16 protein-coding genes are annotated in these 14,046 nt (G+C 62.9%); 6 read left to right on the forward strand and 10 right to left on the reverse strand.

Features of this window, described 5'->3' with window-relative positions; translation table 11 throughout:
• A partial coding sequence (locus ACIPZG_RS22355) for a hypothetical protein (protein WP_400716987.1) occupies positions 1–180 on the forward strand: 180 nt, incomplete at its 5' end.
• Positions 180–914 (forward strand): phosphoadenylyl-sulfate reductase, encoded by a 735-nt coding sequence (locus ACIPZG_RS22360; RefSeq protein WP_400642963.1) that lies wholly within the window; start codon positions 180–182, stop codon positions 912–914. The genes ACIPZG_RS22355 and ACIPZG_RS22360, both read left to right, overlap by 1 nt.
• Positions 915–1,037: 123 nt before the next feature.
• On the opposite strand, the gene cysB is transcribed toward ACIPZG_RS22360, so the two are convergent.
• The 3 genes from cysB to ACIPZG_RS22375 all read right to left on the reverse strand — a co-directional run bounded on the left by cysB (position 1,038) and on the right by ACIPZG_RS22375 (position 3,691).
• Entirely contained in the window at positions 1,038–2,012 is a 975-nt protein-coding gene (cysB, locus tag ACIPZG_RS22365) for an HTH-type transcriptional regulator CysB (RefSeq protein WP_008095512.1), read from the reverse strand.
• Between the two features lie 129 nt (positions 2,013–2,141).
• Positions 2,142–2,639: a universal stress protein gene (locus ACIPZG_RS22370; RefSeq protein ID WP_400642964.1), complete on the reverse strand. Its 498-nt coding sequence runs from the start codon at positions 2,637–2,639 to the stop codon at positions 2,142–2,144.
• A 104-nt stretch (positions 2,640–2,743) separates the two neighbouring features.
• Positions 2,744–3,691 carry a putative 2-dehydropantoate 2-reductase gene (locus ACIPZG_RS22375; protein ID WP_400716989.1) on the reverse strand — a complete coding sequence of 316 codons (948 nt, stop codon included), beginning with the start codon at positions 3,689–3,691 and terminating at the stop codon, positions 2,744–2,746.
• 234 nt (positions 3,692–3,925) lie between these two features.
• Here ACIPZG_RS22375 and ACIPZG_RS22380 point away from each other — a divergent pair, with 234 nt between their 5' ends.
• Positions 3,926–5,002, forward strand: a complete 1,077-nt coding sequence (locus tag ACIPZG_RS22380) for a 3-deoxy-7-phosphoheptulonate synthase (protein WP_400642966.1) — start codon at positions 3,926–3,928, stop codon at positions 5,000–5,002.
• Positions 5,003–5,089: 87 nt separating this feature from the next.
• On the opposite strand, the gene ACIPZG_RS22385 is transcribed toward ACIPZG_RS22380, so the two are convergent.
• A complete protein-coding gene (locus ACIPZG_RS22385; RefSeq protein ID WP_008095521.1) occupies positions 5,090–5,371 on the reverse strand; it encodes a GNAT family N-acetyltransferase in 282 nt (93 codons plus the stop codon).
• A gap of 509 nt (positions 5,372–5,880) precedes the next feature.
• Between ACIPZG_RS22385 and oprI the strand changes: the two genes are divergently transcribed.
• On the forward strand, positions 5,881–6,132 hold the full coding sequence (gene oprI / locus ACIPZG_RS22390) for an outer membrane lipoprotei OprI (RefSeq protein WP_003259780.1): 252 nt from the start codon (positions 5,881–5,883) through the stop codon (positions 6,130–6,132).
• A gap of 137 nt (positions 6,133–6,269) precedes the next feature.
• Here the strand turns inward: oprI and ACIPZG_RS22395 are convergent, their stop codons facing one another.
• The 3 genes from ACIPZG_RS22395 to ACIPZG_RS22405 form a co-directional block, all read right to left on the reverse strand.
• Positions 6,270–7,247 carry a L,D-transpeptidase family protein gene (locus ACIPZG_RS22395; protein ID WP_400716991.1) on the reverse strand — a complete coding sequence of 326 codons (978 nt, stop codon included), beginning with the start codon at positions 7,245–7,247 and terminating at the stop codon, positions 6,270–6,272.
• Between the two features lie 106 nt (positions 7,248–7,353).
• The gene (locus ACIPZG_RS22400; RefSeq protein WP_008095532.1) at positions 7,354–7,635 is read right to left on the reverse strand and encodes a hypothetical protein; all 282 of its coding nucleotides are present in this window, start codon (positions 7,633–7,635) and stop codon (positions 7,354–7,356) included.
• A gap of 58 nt (positions 7,636–7,693) precedes the next feature.
• Positions 7,694–8,299 (reverse strand): arylesterase, encoded by a 606-nt coding sequence (locus ACIPZG_RS22405; protein WP_400716994.1) that lies wholly within the window; start codon positions 8,297–8,299, stop codon positions 7,694–7,696.
• Positions 8,300–8,309: 10 nt separating this feature from the next.
• Here ACIPZG_RS22405 and ACIPZG_RS22410 point away from each other — a divergent pair, with 10 nt between their 5' ends.
• Both ACIPZG_RS22410 and ACIPZG_RS22415 read left to right on the forward strand, forming a co-directional pair.
• On the forward strand, positions 8,310–8,993 hold the full coding sequence (locus ACIPZG_RS22410) for an ABC transporter ATP-binding protein (RefSeq protein WP_008095536.1): 684 nt from the start codon (positions 8,310–8,312) through the stop codon (positions 8,991–8,993).
• Entirely contained in the window at positions 8,993–11,500 is a 2,508-nt protein-coding gene (locus ACIPZG_RS22415; RefSeq protein ID WP_400716997.1) for an ABC transporter permease, read from the forward strand. The genes ACIPZG_RS22410 and ACIPZG_RS22415 overlap by 1 nt, the downstream gene beginning before the upstream one ends.
• Before the next feature lie 44 nt (positions 11,501–11,544).
• Here ACIPZG_RS22415 and greB read toward each other — a convergent pair whose 3' ends face one another.
• The 3 genes from greB to ACIPZG_RS22430 all read right to left on the reverse strand — a co-directional run bounded on the left by greB (position 11,545) and on the right by ACIPZG_RS22430 (position 13,974).
• On the reverse strand, positions 11,545–12,018 hold the full coding sequence (gene greB, locus ACIPZG_RS22420; RefSeq protein WP_008095540.1) for a transcription elongation factor GreB: 474 nt from the start codon (positions 12,016–12,018) through the stop codon (positions 11,545–11,547).
• A gap of 11 nt (positions 12,019–12,029) precedes the next feature.
• Positions 12,030–12,338: a hypothetical protein gene (locus ACIPZG_RS22425; protein ID WP_400717000.1), complete on the reverse strand. Its 309-nt coding sequence runs from the start codon at positions 12,336–12,338 to the stop codon at positions 12,030–12,032.
• A 229-nt stretch (positions 12,339–12,567) separates the two neighbouring features.
• Positions 12,568–13,974 (reverse strand): transglycosylase SLT domain-containing protein, encoded by a 1,407-nt coding sequence (locus ACIPZG_RS22430; RefSeq protein WP_400717002.1) that lies wholly within the window; start codon positions 13,972–13,974, stop codon positions 12,568–12,570.
• Positions 13,975–14,046 lie beyond the last annotated feature (72 nt).

Below are 14,046 nucleotides of genomic sequence, written 5' to 3' on the forward strand. Positions count from 1 at the left end.
GCTCTCGCACTGGTTGGCGTTCAGATTTCTTTTTGGTTGGCATACATGCACCTCTTACTCATGTTATGCCCGAACACAAAATTTCTGACACCCTCAGGCAGCACGTCTACCCTGCCATTTTTTGTTACCATCAACCCACTACGAGCGCACAGCGCCACAGCCAAGATGGAAACCGCCTGATGAGCCAACCCTTCGACGTCGCCGCCCTGGCCGCGACCTATGCCAACAAGTCCCCGCAGGACATCCTCAAGCTTGCCTTCGAACACTTCGGCGACGACCTGTGGATTTCCTTCAGCGGCGCCGAGGACGTGGTGCTGGTCGACATGGCCTGGAAGCTGAACAAGCAGGTCAAGGTATTCAGCCTCGACACCGGCCGCCTGCACCCGGAGACCTACCGCTTCATCGATCAGGTGCGCGAGCAGTACAACCTGCCGATCGAGATCCTCAGCCCTGACCGCGCCAAGCTCGACCCGTTCGTCAAGGAAAAAGGCCTGTTCAGCTTCTACAAGGACGGCCATGGCGAATGCTGCGGCATCCGCAAGATCGAACCCCTGCGGCGCAAGCTCGCCACCGTCAGCGCCTGGGCCACCGGCCAGCGTCGGGACCAGAGCCCCGGTACCCGCAGCCAGGTGCCGGCGCTGGAAATCGACGGCGCCTTCTCCACGCCAGAGCGCACGCTGTACAAGTTCAACCCGCTGGCACAGATGACCAGCGCGGAAGTCTGGGGCTACATCCGCATGCTTGAGCTGCCGTACAACAGCCTGCACGAACGCGGCTTCATCAGCATTGGTTGCGAGCCGTGCACCCGCCCGGTACTGCCGAACCAGCACGAGCGCGAAGGGCGTTGGTGGTGGGAAGAGTCGACCCAGAAGGAATGCGGGCTGCATGCTGGCAATCTGATCAGCAAGGCTTGAATAGCTGGGGCCGCTTCGCGCCCCTTTCGCGACACAAGGCCGCTCCTACAGGAAATTGCGTACCCCTGTAGGAGCGGCCTTGCGTCGCGAAAGGGCCGCAAAGCGGCCCCATGCATTACCCGATCAGTGCACCGGCAGTTCGACACCCTCGAACAGCTCTTCAAGCTCTTGCTTGTTATGGCACTGGATAGCCTTGGCCATCACTTCACGCGTCAGGTGCGGCGCAAACTTCTCGATGAAGTCGCACATGAAGCCGCGCAGGAAGGTGCCACGGCGGAAGCCGATCTTGGTGATGCTGGCCTCGAACAGCTCGCTGGCATCCAGCGCCACCAGATCGCTGTCGAGCTTGCTGTCGACCGCCATCCTGGCCACGATGCCCACACCCAGGCCCAGACGCACGTAGGTCTTGATCACGTCGGCGTCGGCGGCGGTGAACACCACTTTCGGTGTCAGGCCGCGGTGGTTGAAGGCCTCGTCCAGCTTCGAACGACCGGTGAAACCGAACACGTAGGTCACGATCGGGTACTCGGCGACCGCTTCCAGGGTCAGCTTCGGCAGCTTGGCCAACGGGTGGCCCTGGGGCACCACCACGCAGCGGTTCCACTTGTAGCACGGCATCATGATCAGGTCGCCGAACAGCTCCAGCGCCTCGGTGGCAATGGCGAAATCGACGGTGCCATCGGCCGCCATTTCGGCGATCTGCATGGGCGAACCCTGATGCATGTGCAACGCTACTTCCGGGTACTGCTTGATGAAGCTGCTGATGACGGGCGGCAAGGCATAGCGTGCCTGGGTATGGGTAGTGGCGATGGACAGCGTGCCCTTCTTCTCGTTGGAGAATTCCTGGGCGATCTGCTTGATGCTCTCGACCTTGCGCAGGATTTCACCCGCGGTATTGATGATGCGTTCGCCGGCCGGAGTGACGCGGGTCAGATGCTTGCCGCTGCGGGCAAAGACTTCAACGCCCAGCTCATCTTCGAGCAGTCGGATCTGCTTGCTGATGCCCGGCTGCGAGGTGTACAGACTCTGCGCCGTCGCGGAGACGTTGAGGTCATGGTGCGCCACTTCCCAGATGTAGCGCAGTTGTTGAAGCTTCATAGGTTTCCCTCGAATCAGCGGTAAGTCAGCGGCAGCAGGCAGCGACGAGATATAACTATATTAGTGGTTCTCGAAATAAAACTAGAACTATTTTGTTACACGCCACTCCGAATGAGCCTACTGCCATCTTCACATTTTCCTACGCCCGAGGTGCTGCGAGAGCGGCACCATGTACACCGGAACCGGTGACAGCTGCAGCAGGCGTACCGCCGTTCGACCAATCGGCACGTCCACCCCTGCACCGGCAGCGTGGCTGCCGAAGATCAGCAAATCGACGCTCAGTCGCTGCGCCTGCTCCAGGATGACCTGGGCCGGATCGCCTTGGCGTACACGCACCGCCTTGATCACCGCCAGGTCGGCGTCTTCACCCAATTCGTCGCGGAAGTTTTCCAACACACGCTGCTCGATGTTGGCCATCACTGTGTTCACACCCTCGCTGTGCAGCTCATCCAGGGTCTGCTCATCGAGGTAACTTTGCAGGAGGGATTCGGCGAACTGCCCCATGGGCTCCACCGCGTGTATGACATACAACTCCGCACCGAACGTGCGGGCCAGGGCCAAGGCATGCTGCATGACAAAAGGGGCGTAGACACCGAGGTCGGTGGCGTACAGCATGGAGCGGATCATTCGACCTCCTCGACTGCCGTTGCGGCAGAGCAAGCTTCAGCTTAGCAGCGCGCCGGACGCTCGCTTTGCCGTCCGGCGCACTGCCACAGCGGGCTGCAGAGGTTTCAGCCGGCCCGGTTGGCGCGGTCGATGAACGCCAATGACTGGTAGAGCATGTGCATGCGCGGCAGGTCGCAACCGGCTGCGCGCGCCTGTGCCAAAGGTTCGTGATAGATAGCCTGGAGCTCCAGCGGGCGTTGCTGGGCGTGGTCGTGATACATGCTCGGCCAATAGTCAGGCATTTTCTCGGTGATACGGAACAGGTGTTCGGCGTACCCCTCGGGCAGCACATGGCCACAGGCCGCAGCGCCCTCCACCACTTCGGCCATCAGGGCCTGGATAAGGTCGCGGCTGTCGGCATCGGCCATCAGCGCTGTGGTGCTGGCGCCCAGCAGTACCGACAGGCCATTGTAGGGCACGTTCCACACCAGCTTCTGCCAGCGCGCCTGGGCCAGGTTGGACATGGCCTGGGAGTCGATGCCTGCGGCGCGGAACAACCCGGCTCCTTCCTCGACGACGGCAGCTCCGCCATCGCGAGCAGGCCCGCTGTGATAACCAAGGTTGACCGCCCCCAGTGCCTGATGACGGATCTCGCCGGGGCCTTGGCGATTGGCGCAAATGAAGCACAGACCACCCAGCAGGTGCAGGTTGTCGGGCAAGGCGGGTCGCATCTGCTCTTCGACGCCCAGGCCGTTTTGCAACAGCACGACCTTGGCATCGGCCGCGGCGGCTTGCACGATCAGCGGTGCCAGCTCGGCGTTGCTGGTGGCCTTGGCACCCACCAACAACCAGTCGCACGGCGGCATGTCGGCGGCGCTGGCGTAGGCCTGCACGGGTATCTGCAACGCGCCATGCAGCGCGCTGTCGAGCTTCAAGCCCTGTTCGCGGACCACGGCATACTCACTGCGCAGGAGGAAATGCACGTCAAAACCGGCGCGCGCCAGCATCAACCCATAGAAGCCTCCAATGGCACCACTGCCAATAATGCCGATGCGCGGTTTACGTGGGGCCATGCTGTTCTCCTGATAGTTGTGGATGCACTTTTTTGACACAGATTACAGCTTTGTGCGCACCCCAATAGCGGCACTAGCCCAATCTACCAGGGAAAAACCCTGCTACAGCGGGCTCAGGCCATTGTCGCGCCCCCAGTAACGCGCTAAGGTTCGGCTCCCCGCTGCGAACATTCTTGCTGCTGGGCCGCACGGGGATTGCTGGCGGCCGGCACCCGTGACCTGACGAGTAACACGATGGCTGATTTACCGATCGATGACCTTAACGTTGCCTCCAACGAGACCTTGATCACCCCCGATCAGCTCAAGAAGGAAATCCCCCTCAGCGCCAAGGCCCTGCAGACTGTGACTGCTGGTCGCCAAGTGGTGCGCAACATTCTTGACGGCAAGGACCATCGCCTGTTCGTCGTGGTCGGCCCCTGCTCCATCCACGACATCAAGGCGGCGCACGAGTATGCCGAACGCCTGAAAGTGCTGGCCGAGGAAGTGTCCGATACGCTGTATCTGGTCATGCGCGTGTACTTCGAAAAACCGCGCACCACCGTCGGTTGGAAAGGCCTGATCAACGACCCGTACCTGGATGACTCGTTCAAGATCCAGGACGGCTTGCACATCGGCCGCCAGTTGCTGCTGGACCTGGCCGAAATGGGCCTGCCGACCGCCACCGAAGCCCTCGACCCGATCTCCCCGCAGTACCTGCAGGACCTGATCAGCTGGTCGGCCATCGGCGCCCGCACCACCGAATCCCAGACCCACCGTGAAATGGCCTCGGGCCTGTCTTCGGCGGTCGGCTTCAAGAACGGTACCGATGGCGGCCTGACCGTGGCGATCAACGCCCTGCAGTCGGTGTCCAAGCCTCACCGCTTCCTCGGCATCAACCAGGAAGGTGGGGTGTCCATCGTCACCACCAAGGGCAACCCGTATGGTCATGTGGTGCTGCGCGGTGGCAACGGCAAGCCGAACTACGACTCGGTCAGCGTCGCCCTGTGCGAGCAGGATCTGGCCAAGGCCAAGATCAAGGCCAACATCATGGTCGACTGCAGCCACGCCAACTCCAACAAGGACCCGGCCCTGCAGCCGCTGGTCATGGAGAACGTCGCCAACCAGATCCTCGAGGGCAACCAGTCGATCATTGGCCTGATGGTCGAGAGCCACCTGAATTGGGGTTGCCAGTCGATTCCGAAGAACCTGGACGAACTGCAGTACGGCGTTTCGGTCACCGACGCCTGCATCGATTGGTCGGCCACCGAAAAGACGTTGCGCAGCATGCACGCCAAGCTCAAGGACGTACTGCCTCAGCGTCAGCGCGGCTGATACAAGACAGGGCCGCTTCACACCTCCCTCATTGCCGGCAAGCCGGCAGAGGGGGGTGTGAAGCGGCCCTGCTTTATCTGAAGGGGGTCAGGCCTTGCTTGAATGGCGCTGCTGACGCTCCATGTAGCGCTCTACATACGAGCAGGACGGAATCACCGTATAGCCCATCTGGTCGGCGTACTCCAAGGCCTTCTCGGTCAGCGCCGCAGCGATCCCACGGCCGCGCAGGGCGTTGGGCACGAAGGTGCGATAAATGTCCAGCGTCTGCTTGCCCAGGTCCATGTACGTCAGGTAGGCACGATGACCGTCCACGTTGGTTTCGAACTGATGACCGGCCTGGTCATGGTGGATAGTCAGCGCTTCACTCATCACTACTCCTCGCAGGCCTTTTCGGCAGACCCTTACCTTAACCGATGGTGGTTTATCCGGCGGAGGAACCTCTACGCCACCTCTGCCCCTTGGACCGCAAGCCGAATGCACTGGTTCTGCCGGGCCGGGCACCCCAAATAGTAGGCGCGGGAACCTCGATTGCTCAAGGTGGTGACGCTTAAAAAAATGGCAGGATCGAGCGCTTCAGGCGGTGATCCGCCTGGCTTGCAACAGCAGCCGGATGTTCTAGGGCTTAAGACGCCGGGCGACAGTTAAAGTCACCGTTAGTTCAACAAAAAAGTTCCTGTACTACAATCGCTTGCGACCGCTACACGGTTTTTTCACAAAACCCCCACAAATCTTGTCGACGTGACCTACAGCAACATTTTTTTTGCAGTTCTTGCGCTCTGTCAGTTTACTTACTACAAGTAATGGGTACTATGTACGCCGGCCAGTTTCTCTTTTCCGAGAGATGGCTATTTAATAGAAAGTCCTTGAAGGGGAACACGATGAACAACGTTCTGAAATTCTCTGCTCTGGCTCTGGCCGCAGTTCTGGCTACCGGTTGCAGCAGCGTATCCAAAGAAACCGAAGCTCGTCTGACTGCGACTGAAGACGCAGCAGCTCGCGCTCAAGCCCGTGCAGACGAAGCCTACCGTAAGGCTGACGACGCTCTGGCAGCCGCTCAGAAGGCTCAGCAGACCGCTGACGAAGCCAACGAGCGCGCTCTGCGTATGCTGGACAAAGCCAGCCGCAAGTAATAATCCTCACGGATTGTTATGAAGCCGACCCACTTGTGGGTCGGCTTTTTTATTGCCTCGGCAACGACCCCTGGCAGAAAGCAAAAGGCCCACTCCTGGCGTTCAGCCGGGAGCGGGCCTTGATGTAGCGAAAGCCGTTACTGCAGTTCTGGCGGGATGCTCGTGACCATGGGCGCTGCACCCTGGTTATTGACCGGCACGGCAATCTCCACCGGCATACCATCTTCCGTTGCAACCACGTCACGTACCATGTCCCAGTTCATGCGCAGGTTGTTGGCCAGGTCTTCACGCTTGAGCAACGCGTTGATCACTGCCGTATGCTTGTCGACCACCGACGGGTTGCCGTGATCGTCCAGCGGCGTGTGCGCCTCGAGGTAAACCTTGCCACCACTGATACCGAACTTGTAGGGCTCGTTGATGATGCGCACCGGTGTTCCTACAGGGACCATCTTCGACAGTTCAAGCACATTGTTGTTGAGCATGCGGAAGCAACCATGGCTAGTACGCATGCCGATACCGAACTTCTTGTTCGAACCGTGAATCAGGTAACCCGGCACGCCCAAGGTGAACTTGAACGGGCCCAACGGGTTGTCCGGACCCGCTGGCACAACGGCAGGCAGGATGTCGCCATCCGCAGCATGCTCGGCACGGATCGAGGCTGGCGGCGTCCAGGTCGGGTTCGGCGTCCTGGCGGTGATCTTGGTGTTGGCGATGGGCGAACCCCAGCCTTCGCGACCGATGCCCAGGGGGAAGGTATGCACCACGTTCTGCCCTTTCGGGTAGTAGTACAGGCGGTACTCGGCCAGGTTGATGACGATGCCTTCACGGGCACCCGGCGGCAGCACGTAGCGGGTCGGCAGGATGATCTCGGTGCCGGCGCCCGGCAACCAGGGGTCGACACCGGGGTTGGCGGCGATCATTTCCAGGTAGCCGAGGTCGTTGGCGGTGCCGATGTCGGCGAAGGTGTCCTCGTACTTGGCCTTGATCACCCGTACCTGACCAACGATGTCTTCACCGGGTGGCGGCAGGGGCAGTTCCAACGCAACGGCGGGGCCCGCTACCAGCAGGGAGGCCAGGGTCAGGCAACGGGTGACGGCGGGAAAGCGCGGCAACATCCGGTAAATCCTTCGAAAGGTGGGTCAAGACCATCGATTGTACACCCGCCCCGATGCAAGCGGGAGGCATTGGCGGCTTACAAGCGTTTCAGATGATGAAAGGTGCTCAGAGTTCCGGCCATACAGGGCGCATGCCGCGCCGCTGGGCATCGAGAATCGCCCGGCACAGGTCGCACAAGCGACCGTCGCGGTAGATCGAGCGCGGCACCCCTGACCAGCGTGGTTGGGCCGGCAGCAGGCCGCCGCACAGGGTGCGATCGACCGGCACGCCAAGCTCAAGCTGACGGGCCACGAGGTGGACGCGGATTTCCTGGCAAGCGAACAGGTCGAGCTGCTCATCGGGCTCGATCAGTTGGTAGGCAAACAAGGACCAGGAGGGGCGCGGCATTGGGGGGTCTCGAAACGGGGGGCGCAACATTAGCCGAAAGCCGGCCCCGTTTAAAGCGTTACAGCAAGGGTTTTATCGCCGGCCAGGCATTTTCCAGCAAGCGCTGCTGGGCCCCCTGTGCCGGATGGATGCCATCGGCCTGCATCAGCTCCGGCACGCCCCCTACGCCTTCGAGGAAAAACGGCACCAGCGGCACCTGTTTTTCCGCTGCCAACTGCTCATACACCTGGGCGAATGCGGTGGTGTAACGCACACCGTAATTGGGCGGCAGGCGCATGCCTAACAGCACCACCTTGGCACCCGAGGCACGCGAGCGTTCGATCATCGAAGCAAGATTTTGTTGCAATTGCTCTGGGGGCTGCCCGCGCAGCCCATCGTTGCCACCCAACTCCAGCACCACAAGGCTCGGCTTGTGCGCTGCAAGCAGCGCCGGCAGGCGCGCCTGGCCGCCCGCGCTGGTGTCACCACTGATCGACGCATTGACTACCTGATCGTCGAAACCTTCGTCCTTGAGCCGGGTCTGCAACAGAGAGACCCAACCCTGGCGGGTATCCAGGCCAAAACCGGCGCTGATACTATCGCCGACAACCAGCAGTGTTCCCGCCACCGCGCTCTGGGCCAGGCAATACAAGGCCAGACCCGCACTCAACCACCACACTCGCATCGGATTCTCCATGGGCCCCAGCATTCTCGTTGCGCAGCACCTTAGCAAAGTGGTCCCCAGCGCGGAAGGCGACCTGACCATCCTCCACGCATTGTCCCTCGACCTTGCCCAAGGCGACAGCCTGGCCATCGTCGGCGCGTCAGGCTCAGGCAAGTCGACCCTGCTCGGGCTGCTCGCCGGCCTGGATCGCCCCAGCGCCGGCAAGGTCATCCTCGCCGGGCATGACCTGGGCCCGCTGGACGAGGACCAGCGCGCCCGGGTGCGCGCCGAGCACGTTGGCTTCGTGTTCCAGTCGTTCCAGCTGCTCGACAGCCTCAACGCACTGGAAAACGTCATGCTGCCACTGGAGCTGGACGGCCGTCGCGATGCCCGCGAACAGGCCCGCACCCTGCTCGAGCGCGTTGGCCTGGGCAAACGCCTGAGCCACACCCCACGCCAGCTGTCGGGCGGCGAACAGCAACGGGTGGCGATCGCCCGCGCATTCGCTGCACACCCCGCGGTGCTGTTCGCCGACGAGCCCACCGGCAATCTCGATAGCCACACCGGCGAACGCATCAGCGACCTGCTGTTCGAACTGAACAAAGAGCGCGGCACCACCCTGGTTCTGGTTACCCATGATGAGCGTCTGGCTCGGCGCTGCCGTCGGCTGATCCGCCTGGACGCAGGCCGCCTGGTGGCGCCGGTGGAGGCCTGATGACACACATGCCACTGCCCCGCCTCTGCGGCCTGGCGCTGCGCCAGTTGCTGCGTGATATCCGCGCCAGCGAAGTGCGGGTGCTGTTCTTCGCGCTGTTGGTAGCGGTAGCCGCCAGCACCGCCATCGGCTATTTCGGTGCCCGCCTCAACGGCGCCATGCAGTTGCGCGCCAGCGAGTTTCTGGGTGCCGACCTGGTGCTGCAGGGCAGCGCCCCCGCCCGCGCCGAGCAGATCCAGGCCGGCAAGGCGCTGGGCTTGCGCCACGCCCAGGTGGTCGAATTCACCAGTGTGGTCGGCGGTGATGCCGGTATACAGCTGTCGAGCATCAAGGCTGCCGACCGGGCCTATCCATTGCGCGGCCAGGTGCGCAGCGCCGCCACCCCCTATGCCGAGGAAACGCCCGGCGGCGGGCCACCGCCGGGCGAGGCCTGGGTCGAGCCACGCTTGCTGGCAGCGCTGGGGTTGAAGGTTGGCGACAGCATCGATGTCGGCATGAAGACCCTGCGCATGAGCCGTGTGCTGACCTACGAACCGGACCGCGCCAACAACTTCTACAGCCTGACGCCGCGGGTCATGATGAACCTGGCTGACCTGCAGGCAACCGGCGTGATTCAGCCCGGTAGCCGGGTCAGCTACCGTGACCTCTGGCGCGGCGACACCCAGGCCCTGGCCCAGTACCGCCAGGGCTTGGCAAAGGATCTGGCGGCCAACCAGCGCCTGCTCGATACCCGTGATGGCAACCGCCAGATCGGCGGCGCCCTGGGCAAGGCCGAACGCTACCTGAACATGGCCAGCCTGGTAGCCGTGCTGCTGGCGGGCGTGGCCGTGGCGTTATCGGCCAGCCGCTATGCGGCACGCCGCCTGGATGCCAGCGCATTGCTGCGCTGCCTGGGGCTCTCGCGTCACCAGGCGTTGGGCCTGTATTGCCTGCAACTGGCCATGCTCGGGCTGGTCGCGGCACTGGCAGGCGCCCTGCTCGGCTGGCTGGCTCAACTGGGCCTGTTCCGCCTGCTGCACGGCCTGCTACCGAGCGAAGTACCGCCCGCTGGCATCGTGCCAGCCCTGGCGGGCATCGCCACCGGCCTGGTCGCCCTCGCCGGGTTCGCGTTGCCGCCGATCGCCGCCCTGGGTCAGGTGCCACCACTGCGGGTCCTGCGCCGCGACTTGTTGCCTGTACCACCGAGCAGTTGGCTGGTGTATGGCGCCGCACTGTTCGCGTTGGGCCTGATCATGTGGCGCCTCAGTCTCGACCTGCTGCTGACGTTTGCCCTGCTCGGCGGCGGCCTGCTCGCGGCATTGCTGCTGGGCGGCCTGCTCCTGCTCGGCCTGCGCAGCCTGCGCCGGCTGCTGGTGGGCGCACCACTGACCTGGCGGCTTGGTCTCGGCCAGCTGTTGCGCCACCCCATGGCTGCCGCCGGCCAGGCCCTGGCCTTTGGCCTGATCCTGCTGGCCATGGCGCTGGTCGCCTTGCTGCGCGCGGAACTGCTCGACACCTGGCAAGCGCAGTTGCCCAAGGACGCACCCAATCATTTCGCCCTGAACATTCTGCCCGATGATCGTGAGGCCTTTGCCCAGCGTCTGCATCAGGTGAATGCGGCGTCGGCACCGTTGTATCCGGTCACGCCCGGCAGGCTCGTCCAGATCAACGACCAGCCGGTACGGCAAGTCGTCAGCAAGGACTCGGCCGGCGAGCGCGCAGTACAACGCGACCTGAGCCTTACCTGGGCGGCCGACTTGCCCACGGGCAATAACCTGACGGCGGGCCAATGGTGGCAGGCGCTGCCGCCAGCCGGCGAAATCCCATGGGTTTCGGTGGAGGCCGAATTGGCCACAAGCCTGAAGCTGCAACTGGGCGACCTGCTGACCTTCGACATTGGCGGCGAGCAACGCCAGGCGCGCGTAAGCAGCCTGCGCAGTGTGCATTGGGACAGCTTCCAGCCGAACTTCTACATGATCTTCCAACCTGGCACCCTGCAGGGCCTGCCAACGACCTACCTCACCAGCTTCTACCTGGCGCCGGGGCATGACCTGGACGTGGTAGCCCTGTCACGGGCCTTCCCGGCGGTTACCATCCTGCAGGTCGATGCCTTGCTGGGGCAGCTGCGCAGCATCCTCGCGCAGGTCACTCTGGCGGTCGAGTATGTGCTGATGTTCGTGCTGGCAGCGGGGCTGGCTGTGCTGTTCGCCGGCCTGCAGGCGACGCTGGATGAGCGAATCCGCCAGGGCGCCTTGTTACGCGCCCTGGGCGCTGCGCGACCACTGTTGGTGAAGGCCCGGCGTATCGAGTTCGGATTGCTGGGTGCGGTGAGTGGTGCGCTGGCGGCGCTGGGCTGCGAGCTGATTACGCTGGTGCTGTATCGCTATGCGTTCGACCTGCAGTGGAGCCCGCATCCGTGGTTGCTGGTGCTGCCTGTGGTTGGGGCGCTGCTGGTAGGTGGGGCTGGGGTGCTGGGGACGCAGCGGGCGCTGAATGCCAGCCCGTTGGCGGTGTTGCGGGAAGGATAGGGGTTGCCTGGGCCGGCGATGAAGCCGGCCCAGGCAACATCACTTCATTGCCCGTAGCTGATCCTGTTCACGTACCAGGTCGCCTCGCCCGTGGGCGTATGCACCACCACCTCGTCGCCCTCCTGTTTCTTGAGCAGGGCACGGGCCATGGGCGAGTCGATCGAGATGTAGTCGTTGCGCCCATAGATCTCGTCATAGCCGACAATGCGAAACTTCATGGTTTCGCCCTCATCGTTCTCGATCTCGACCCAGGCACCAAAGAAAACCTTGCCCTCCTGCTGCGGCGAATAGGCCACCACCTTGACATCCTCGAGGCGCTTGCGCAGGTAGCGGACCCGGCGGTCGATCTCGCGCAGCAGCTTCTTGTTGTACTGGTAGTCGGCATTTTCGCTGCGATCACCCAGCGAGGCCGCCCAGGCGACCTTCTGGGTGATTTCCGGGCGGTACACACGCCAAAGATGGTCCAGCTCCTTTTTCAGCGCCTCATGACCCTCGGTCGTGATGATATTGGTGCTCAACAGCGCGCTCCTCAGCGTCGGGTAATCAGGCCCTGACGCGCGATGCGGGTGAGATGACCGATTACCTGGGCAGCGTCTTGCGCGACAGGTGCCTGGATCACTGCCAGGTCGAAACGGTCGTTGCCAAACTGCTCCAGGTGGCAAGCAGTTTCAGCAAACTGGATGAGGAAAGCGCGGGCCTGGCCCTTGCGCCGGGAAAGGCCTTCAAGGTGCCGCAAAAGGGTAGGCTGATGCTGGCCACCGAGCAGGATGCGCGGTGTGCGGGAGGCCTGGTGAACAGGCAGTGGGCTCAAACAGACACTGGTACGTGGGCAACTCATGGAGTTTCTCTCCGCCTCGCGAATCCCGCTGGGCAGCGGTGGGAGGCGTCACCGAACCAGCGCTTTAGCGGTATTTCGGATGACCTGGTGCCAGGGCTGTCCTGCGCCCCGCAAGTAGCTGTTTAAATCGGCGCAAGCGGTATCCTAGAGGCTCGAGCGACAAGCTGCAAGTAGACCTTGATCGCAGCCAGGCGCCCGCTGGGCTGCAGTGCTCTGCCAACTGGCGAGGTCAGCGTTTGGCCACCCTCTCCAGCACCGCCCGTTCACGATTGAACGCCAGGAAGTACTTGTTCACGCTATTGACGAAATTGACCGGCCCCATGCCCACCTGCTCCATGGCCACCCGCTCGGTCTGGAAGAACCATTGATTGCCATTGAGGCCACGCTTGCGGGCCTCGACGCGCATGGCCTGGACCCGTTCGGGCCCAAGGTTGTAGGCCGCCAGGACGAAGGCCATGCGCTCGCGCTCATTGATCTTCGGGCTGGCAAAGAACTTGCGCCGGATCAGCGCCAGGTAGCGGGCGCTGGCCTGGACATTGCCGTCTACCGTGGAGGTATTGCTGACGCCGACCCGCTGGGCGGCCGAGGGGGTGATCTGCATCAGGCCGTGCGCACCGCCACTGCCACGCGCCTGGGTATCGAGGGTCGACTCCTTGAAGGCCAGCGCGGCAAGGTTCAACCAGTCGATCTGCTGCGCCTGGCCATGCTTTTGCAACACCGGGCGCAATGCCGCCAGCCGCTGGCGGTCCTTGCTGTCCAAGGGATTGTGCACCCGGTACTGGCGCCGATAGATGCGCTCGAACGCCGCGTCCTGGTTCTCCGGGGCGCGATAGCCTTGCAGGTATCGGTCGACCGTCGCCAGCAACATGGTCGCGTCACGCCGTACATACCAGCGCATGGCTTGTGGCTGGCCCAGTTGCAGGCGACTGTCCAGGCGCAGACGTGGCATTACCCGCGCCCAACGCTGGGCAATCGGTCGCTCGACCATGGTCAGGTGGTAGATACCGGCCTGGACCATTTCCAGCACATCTTCCACCGCCAGGGTCGAGTCGACCCATTCGATCTTGATCGGCGGCCGCTTGCGCAATGCCAGCTGCTGGTTCAACTGCTGAATCAGCGCGCCCGCGGCGCTGGCACTGGTCAGCGCCACGGTGCGTCCGGACAACTGCTCGACACGGGTAAAACTCCGCTCCCCCTTGCGACCGACCAGCCACAATGGCACCTGATCCAGTAAAGGGGCGCTGCCGTTTACCCCACCCACCACTGCCGGATCCAGCAGCTCACCCGGTGCGGCAAGGTCGCCTTCACCGCGCTGCAACGCGCCCAACAATTGCTCCTTGGCCCGGGGAATGAGTTGCAGGCGGATCTGCTGGCCATCGCCGGCGCGAGCGTTGAGGTAATGTTCAAGCCCACGCAAACGGTAGTACTCGATACCGACCGGCTCACCCTTGACCTCACCAGAGCTGTTACGGCTCTGGTTGACCAGCACGCGCAACACTTTACTGGTGCGAATCTGATCAAGGTCTCGGACTTTGCTCGCAGGCACATGCTGCTGGGGCCCCGGCGGGCGGGCGTAGGCGGGACCGACAGCCGTCAGCCCGAGCATCAGCAACAGTGTCAGCAGGTATCGCAGCATGCGAAAACGTGTCCGAGGTCGGTGGGCGTTGTCCATGGGGTGCGAGAATTCTTGATAAATGACGCTAAAAGA

The sequence above is a fragment of the Pseudomonas sp. NPDC089395 genome (assembly GCF_044749525.1).
GTDB lineage: Bacteria > Pseudomonadota > Gammaproteobacteria > Pseudomonadales > Pseudomonadaceae > Aquipseudomonas.

What these genes read in the sequence shown, in the direction of transcription:
- ACIPZG_RS22360 (WP_400642963.1), top strand. Translation starts at nt 180, where the DNA reads ATGAGCCAACCCTTCGACGTCGCCGCCCTGGCCGCGACCTATGCCAAC.
- cysB (WP_008095512.1), bottom strand. Translation starts at nt 2,012, where the DNA reads ATGAAGCTTCAACAACTGCGCTACATCTGGGAAGTGGCGCACCATGAC.
- ACIPZG_RS22370 (WP_400642964.1), bottom strand. Translation starts at nt 2,639, where the DNA reads ATGATCCGCTCCATGCTGTACGCCACCGACCTCGGTGTCTACGCCCCT.
- ACIPZG_RS22375 (WP_400716989.1), bottom strand. Translation starts at nt 3,691, where the DNA reads ATGGCCCCACGTAAACCGCGCATCGGCATTATTGGCAGTGGTGCCATT.
- ACIPZG_RS22380 (WP_400642966.1), top strand. Translation starts at nt 3,926, where the DNA reads ATGGCTGATTTACCGATCGATGACCTTAACGTTGCCTCCAACGAGACC.
- ACIPZG_RS22385 (WP_008095521.1), bottom strand. Translation starts at nt 5,371, where the DNA reads ATGAGTGAAGCGCTGACTATCCACCATGACCAGGCCGGTCATCAGTTC.
- oprI (WP_003259780.1), top strand. Translation starts at nt 5,881, where the DNA reads ATGAACAACGTTCTGAAATTCTCTGCTCTGGCTCTGGCCGCAGTTCTG.
- ACIPZG_RS22395 (WP_400716991.1), bottom strand. Translation starts at nt 7,247, where the DNA reads ATGTTGCCGCGCTTTCCCGCCGTCACCCGTTGCCTGACCCTGGCCTCC.
- ACIPZG_RS22400 (WP_008095532.1), bottom strand. Translation starts at nt 7,635, where the DNA reads ATGCCGCGCCCCTCCTGGTCCTTGTTTGCCTACCAACTGATCGAGCCC.
- ACIPZG_RS22405 (WP_400716994.1), bottom strand. Translation starts at nt 8,299, where the DNA reads ATGCGAGTGTGGTGGTTGAGTGCGGGTCTGGCCTTGTATTGCCTGGCC.
- ACIPZG_RS22410 (WP_008095536.1), top strand. Translation starts at nt 8,310, where the DNA reads ATGGGCCCCAGCATTCTCGTTGCGCAGCACCTTAGCAAAGTGGTCCCC.
- ACIPZG_RS22415 (WP_400716997.1), top strand. Translation starts at nt 8,993, where the DNA reads ATGACACACATGCCACTGCCCCGCCTCTGCGGCCTGGCGCTGCGCCAG.
- ACIPZG_RS22425 (WP_400717000.1), bottom strand. Translation starts at nt 12,338, where the DNA reads ATGAGTTGCCCACGTACCAGTGTCTGTTTGAGCCCACTGCCTGTTCAC.
- ACIPZG_RS22430 (WP_400717002.1), bottom strand. Translation starts at nt 13,974, where the DNA reads ATGCTGCGATACCTGCTGACACTGTTGCTGATGCTCGGGCTGACGGCT.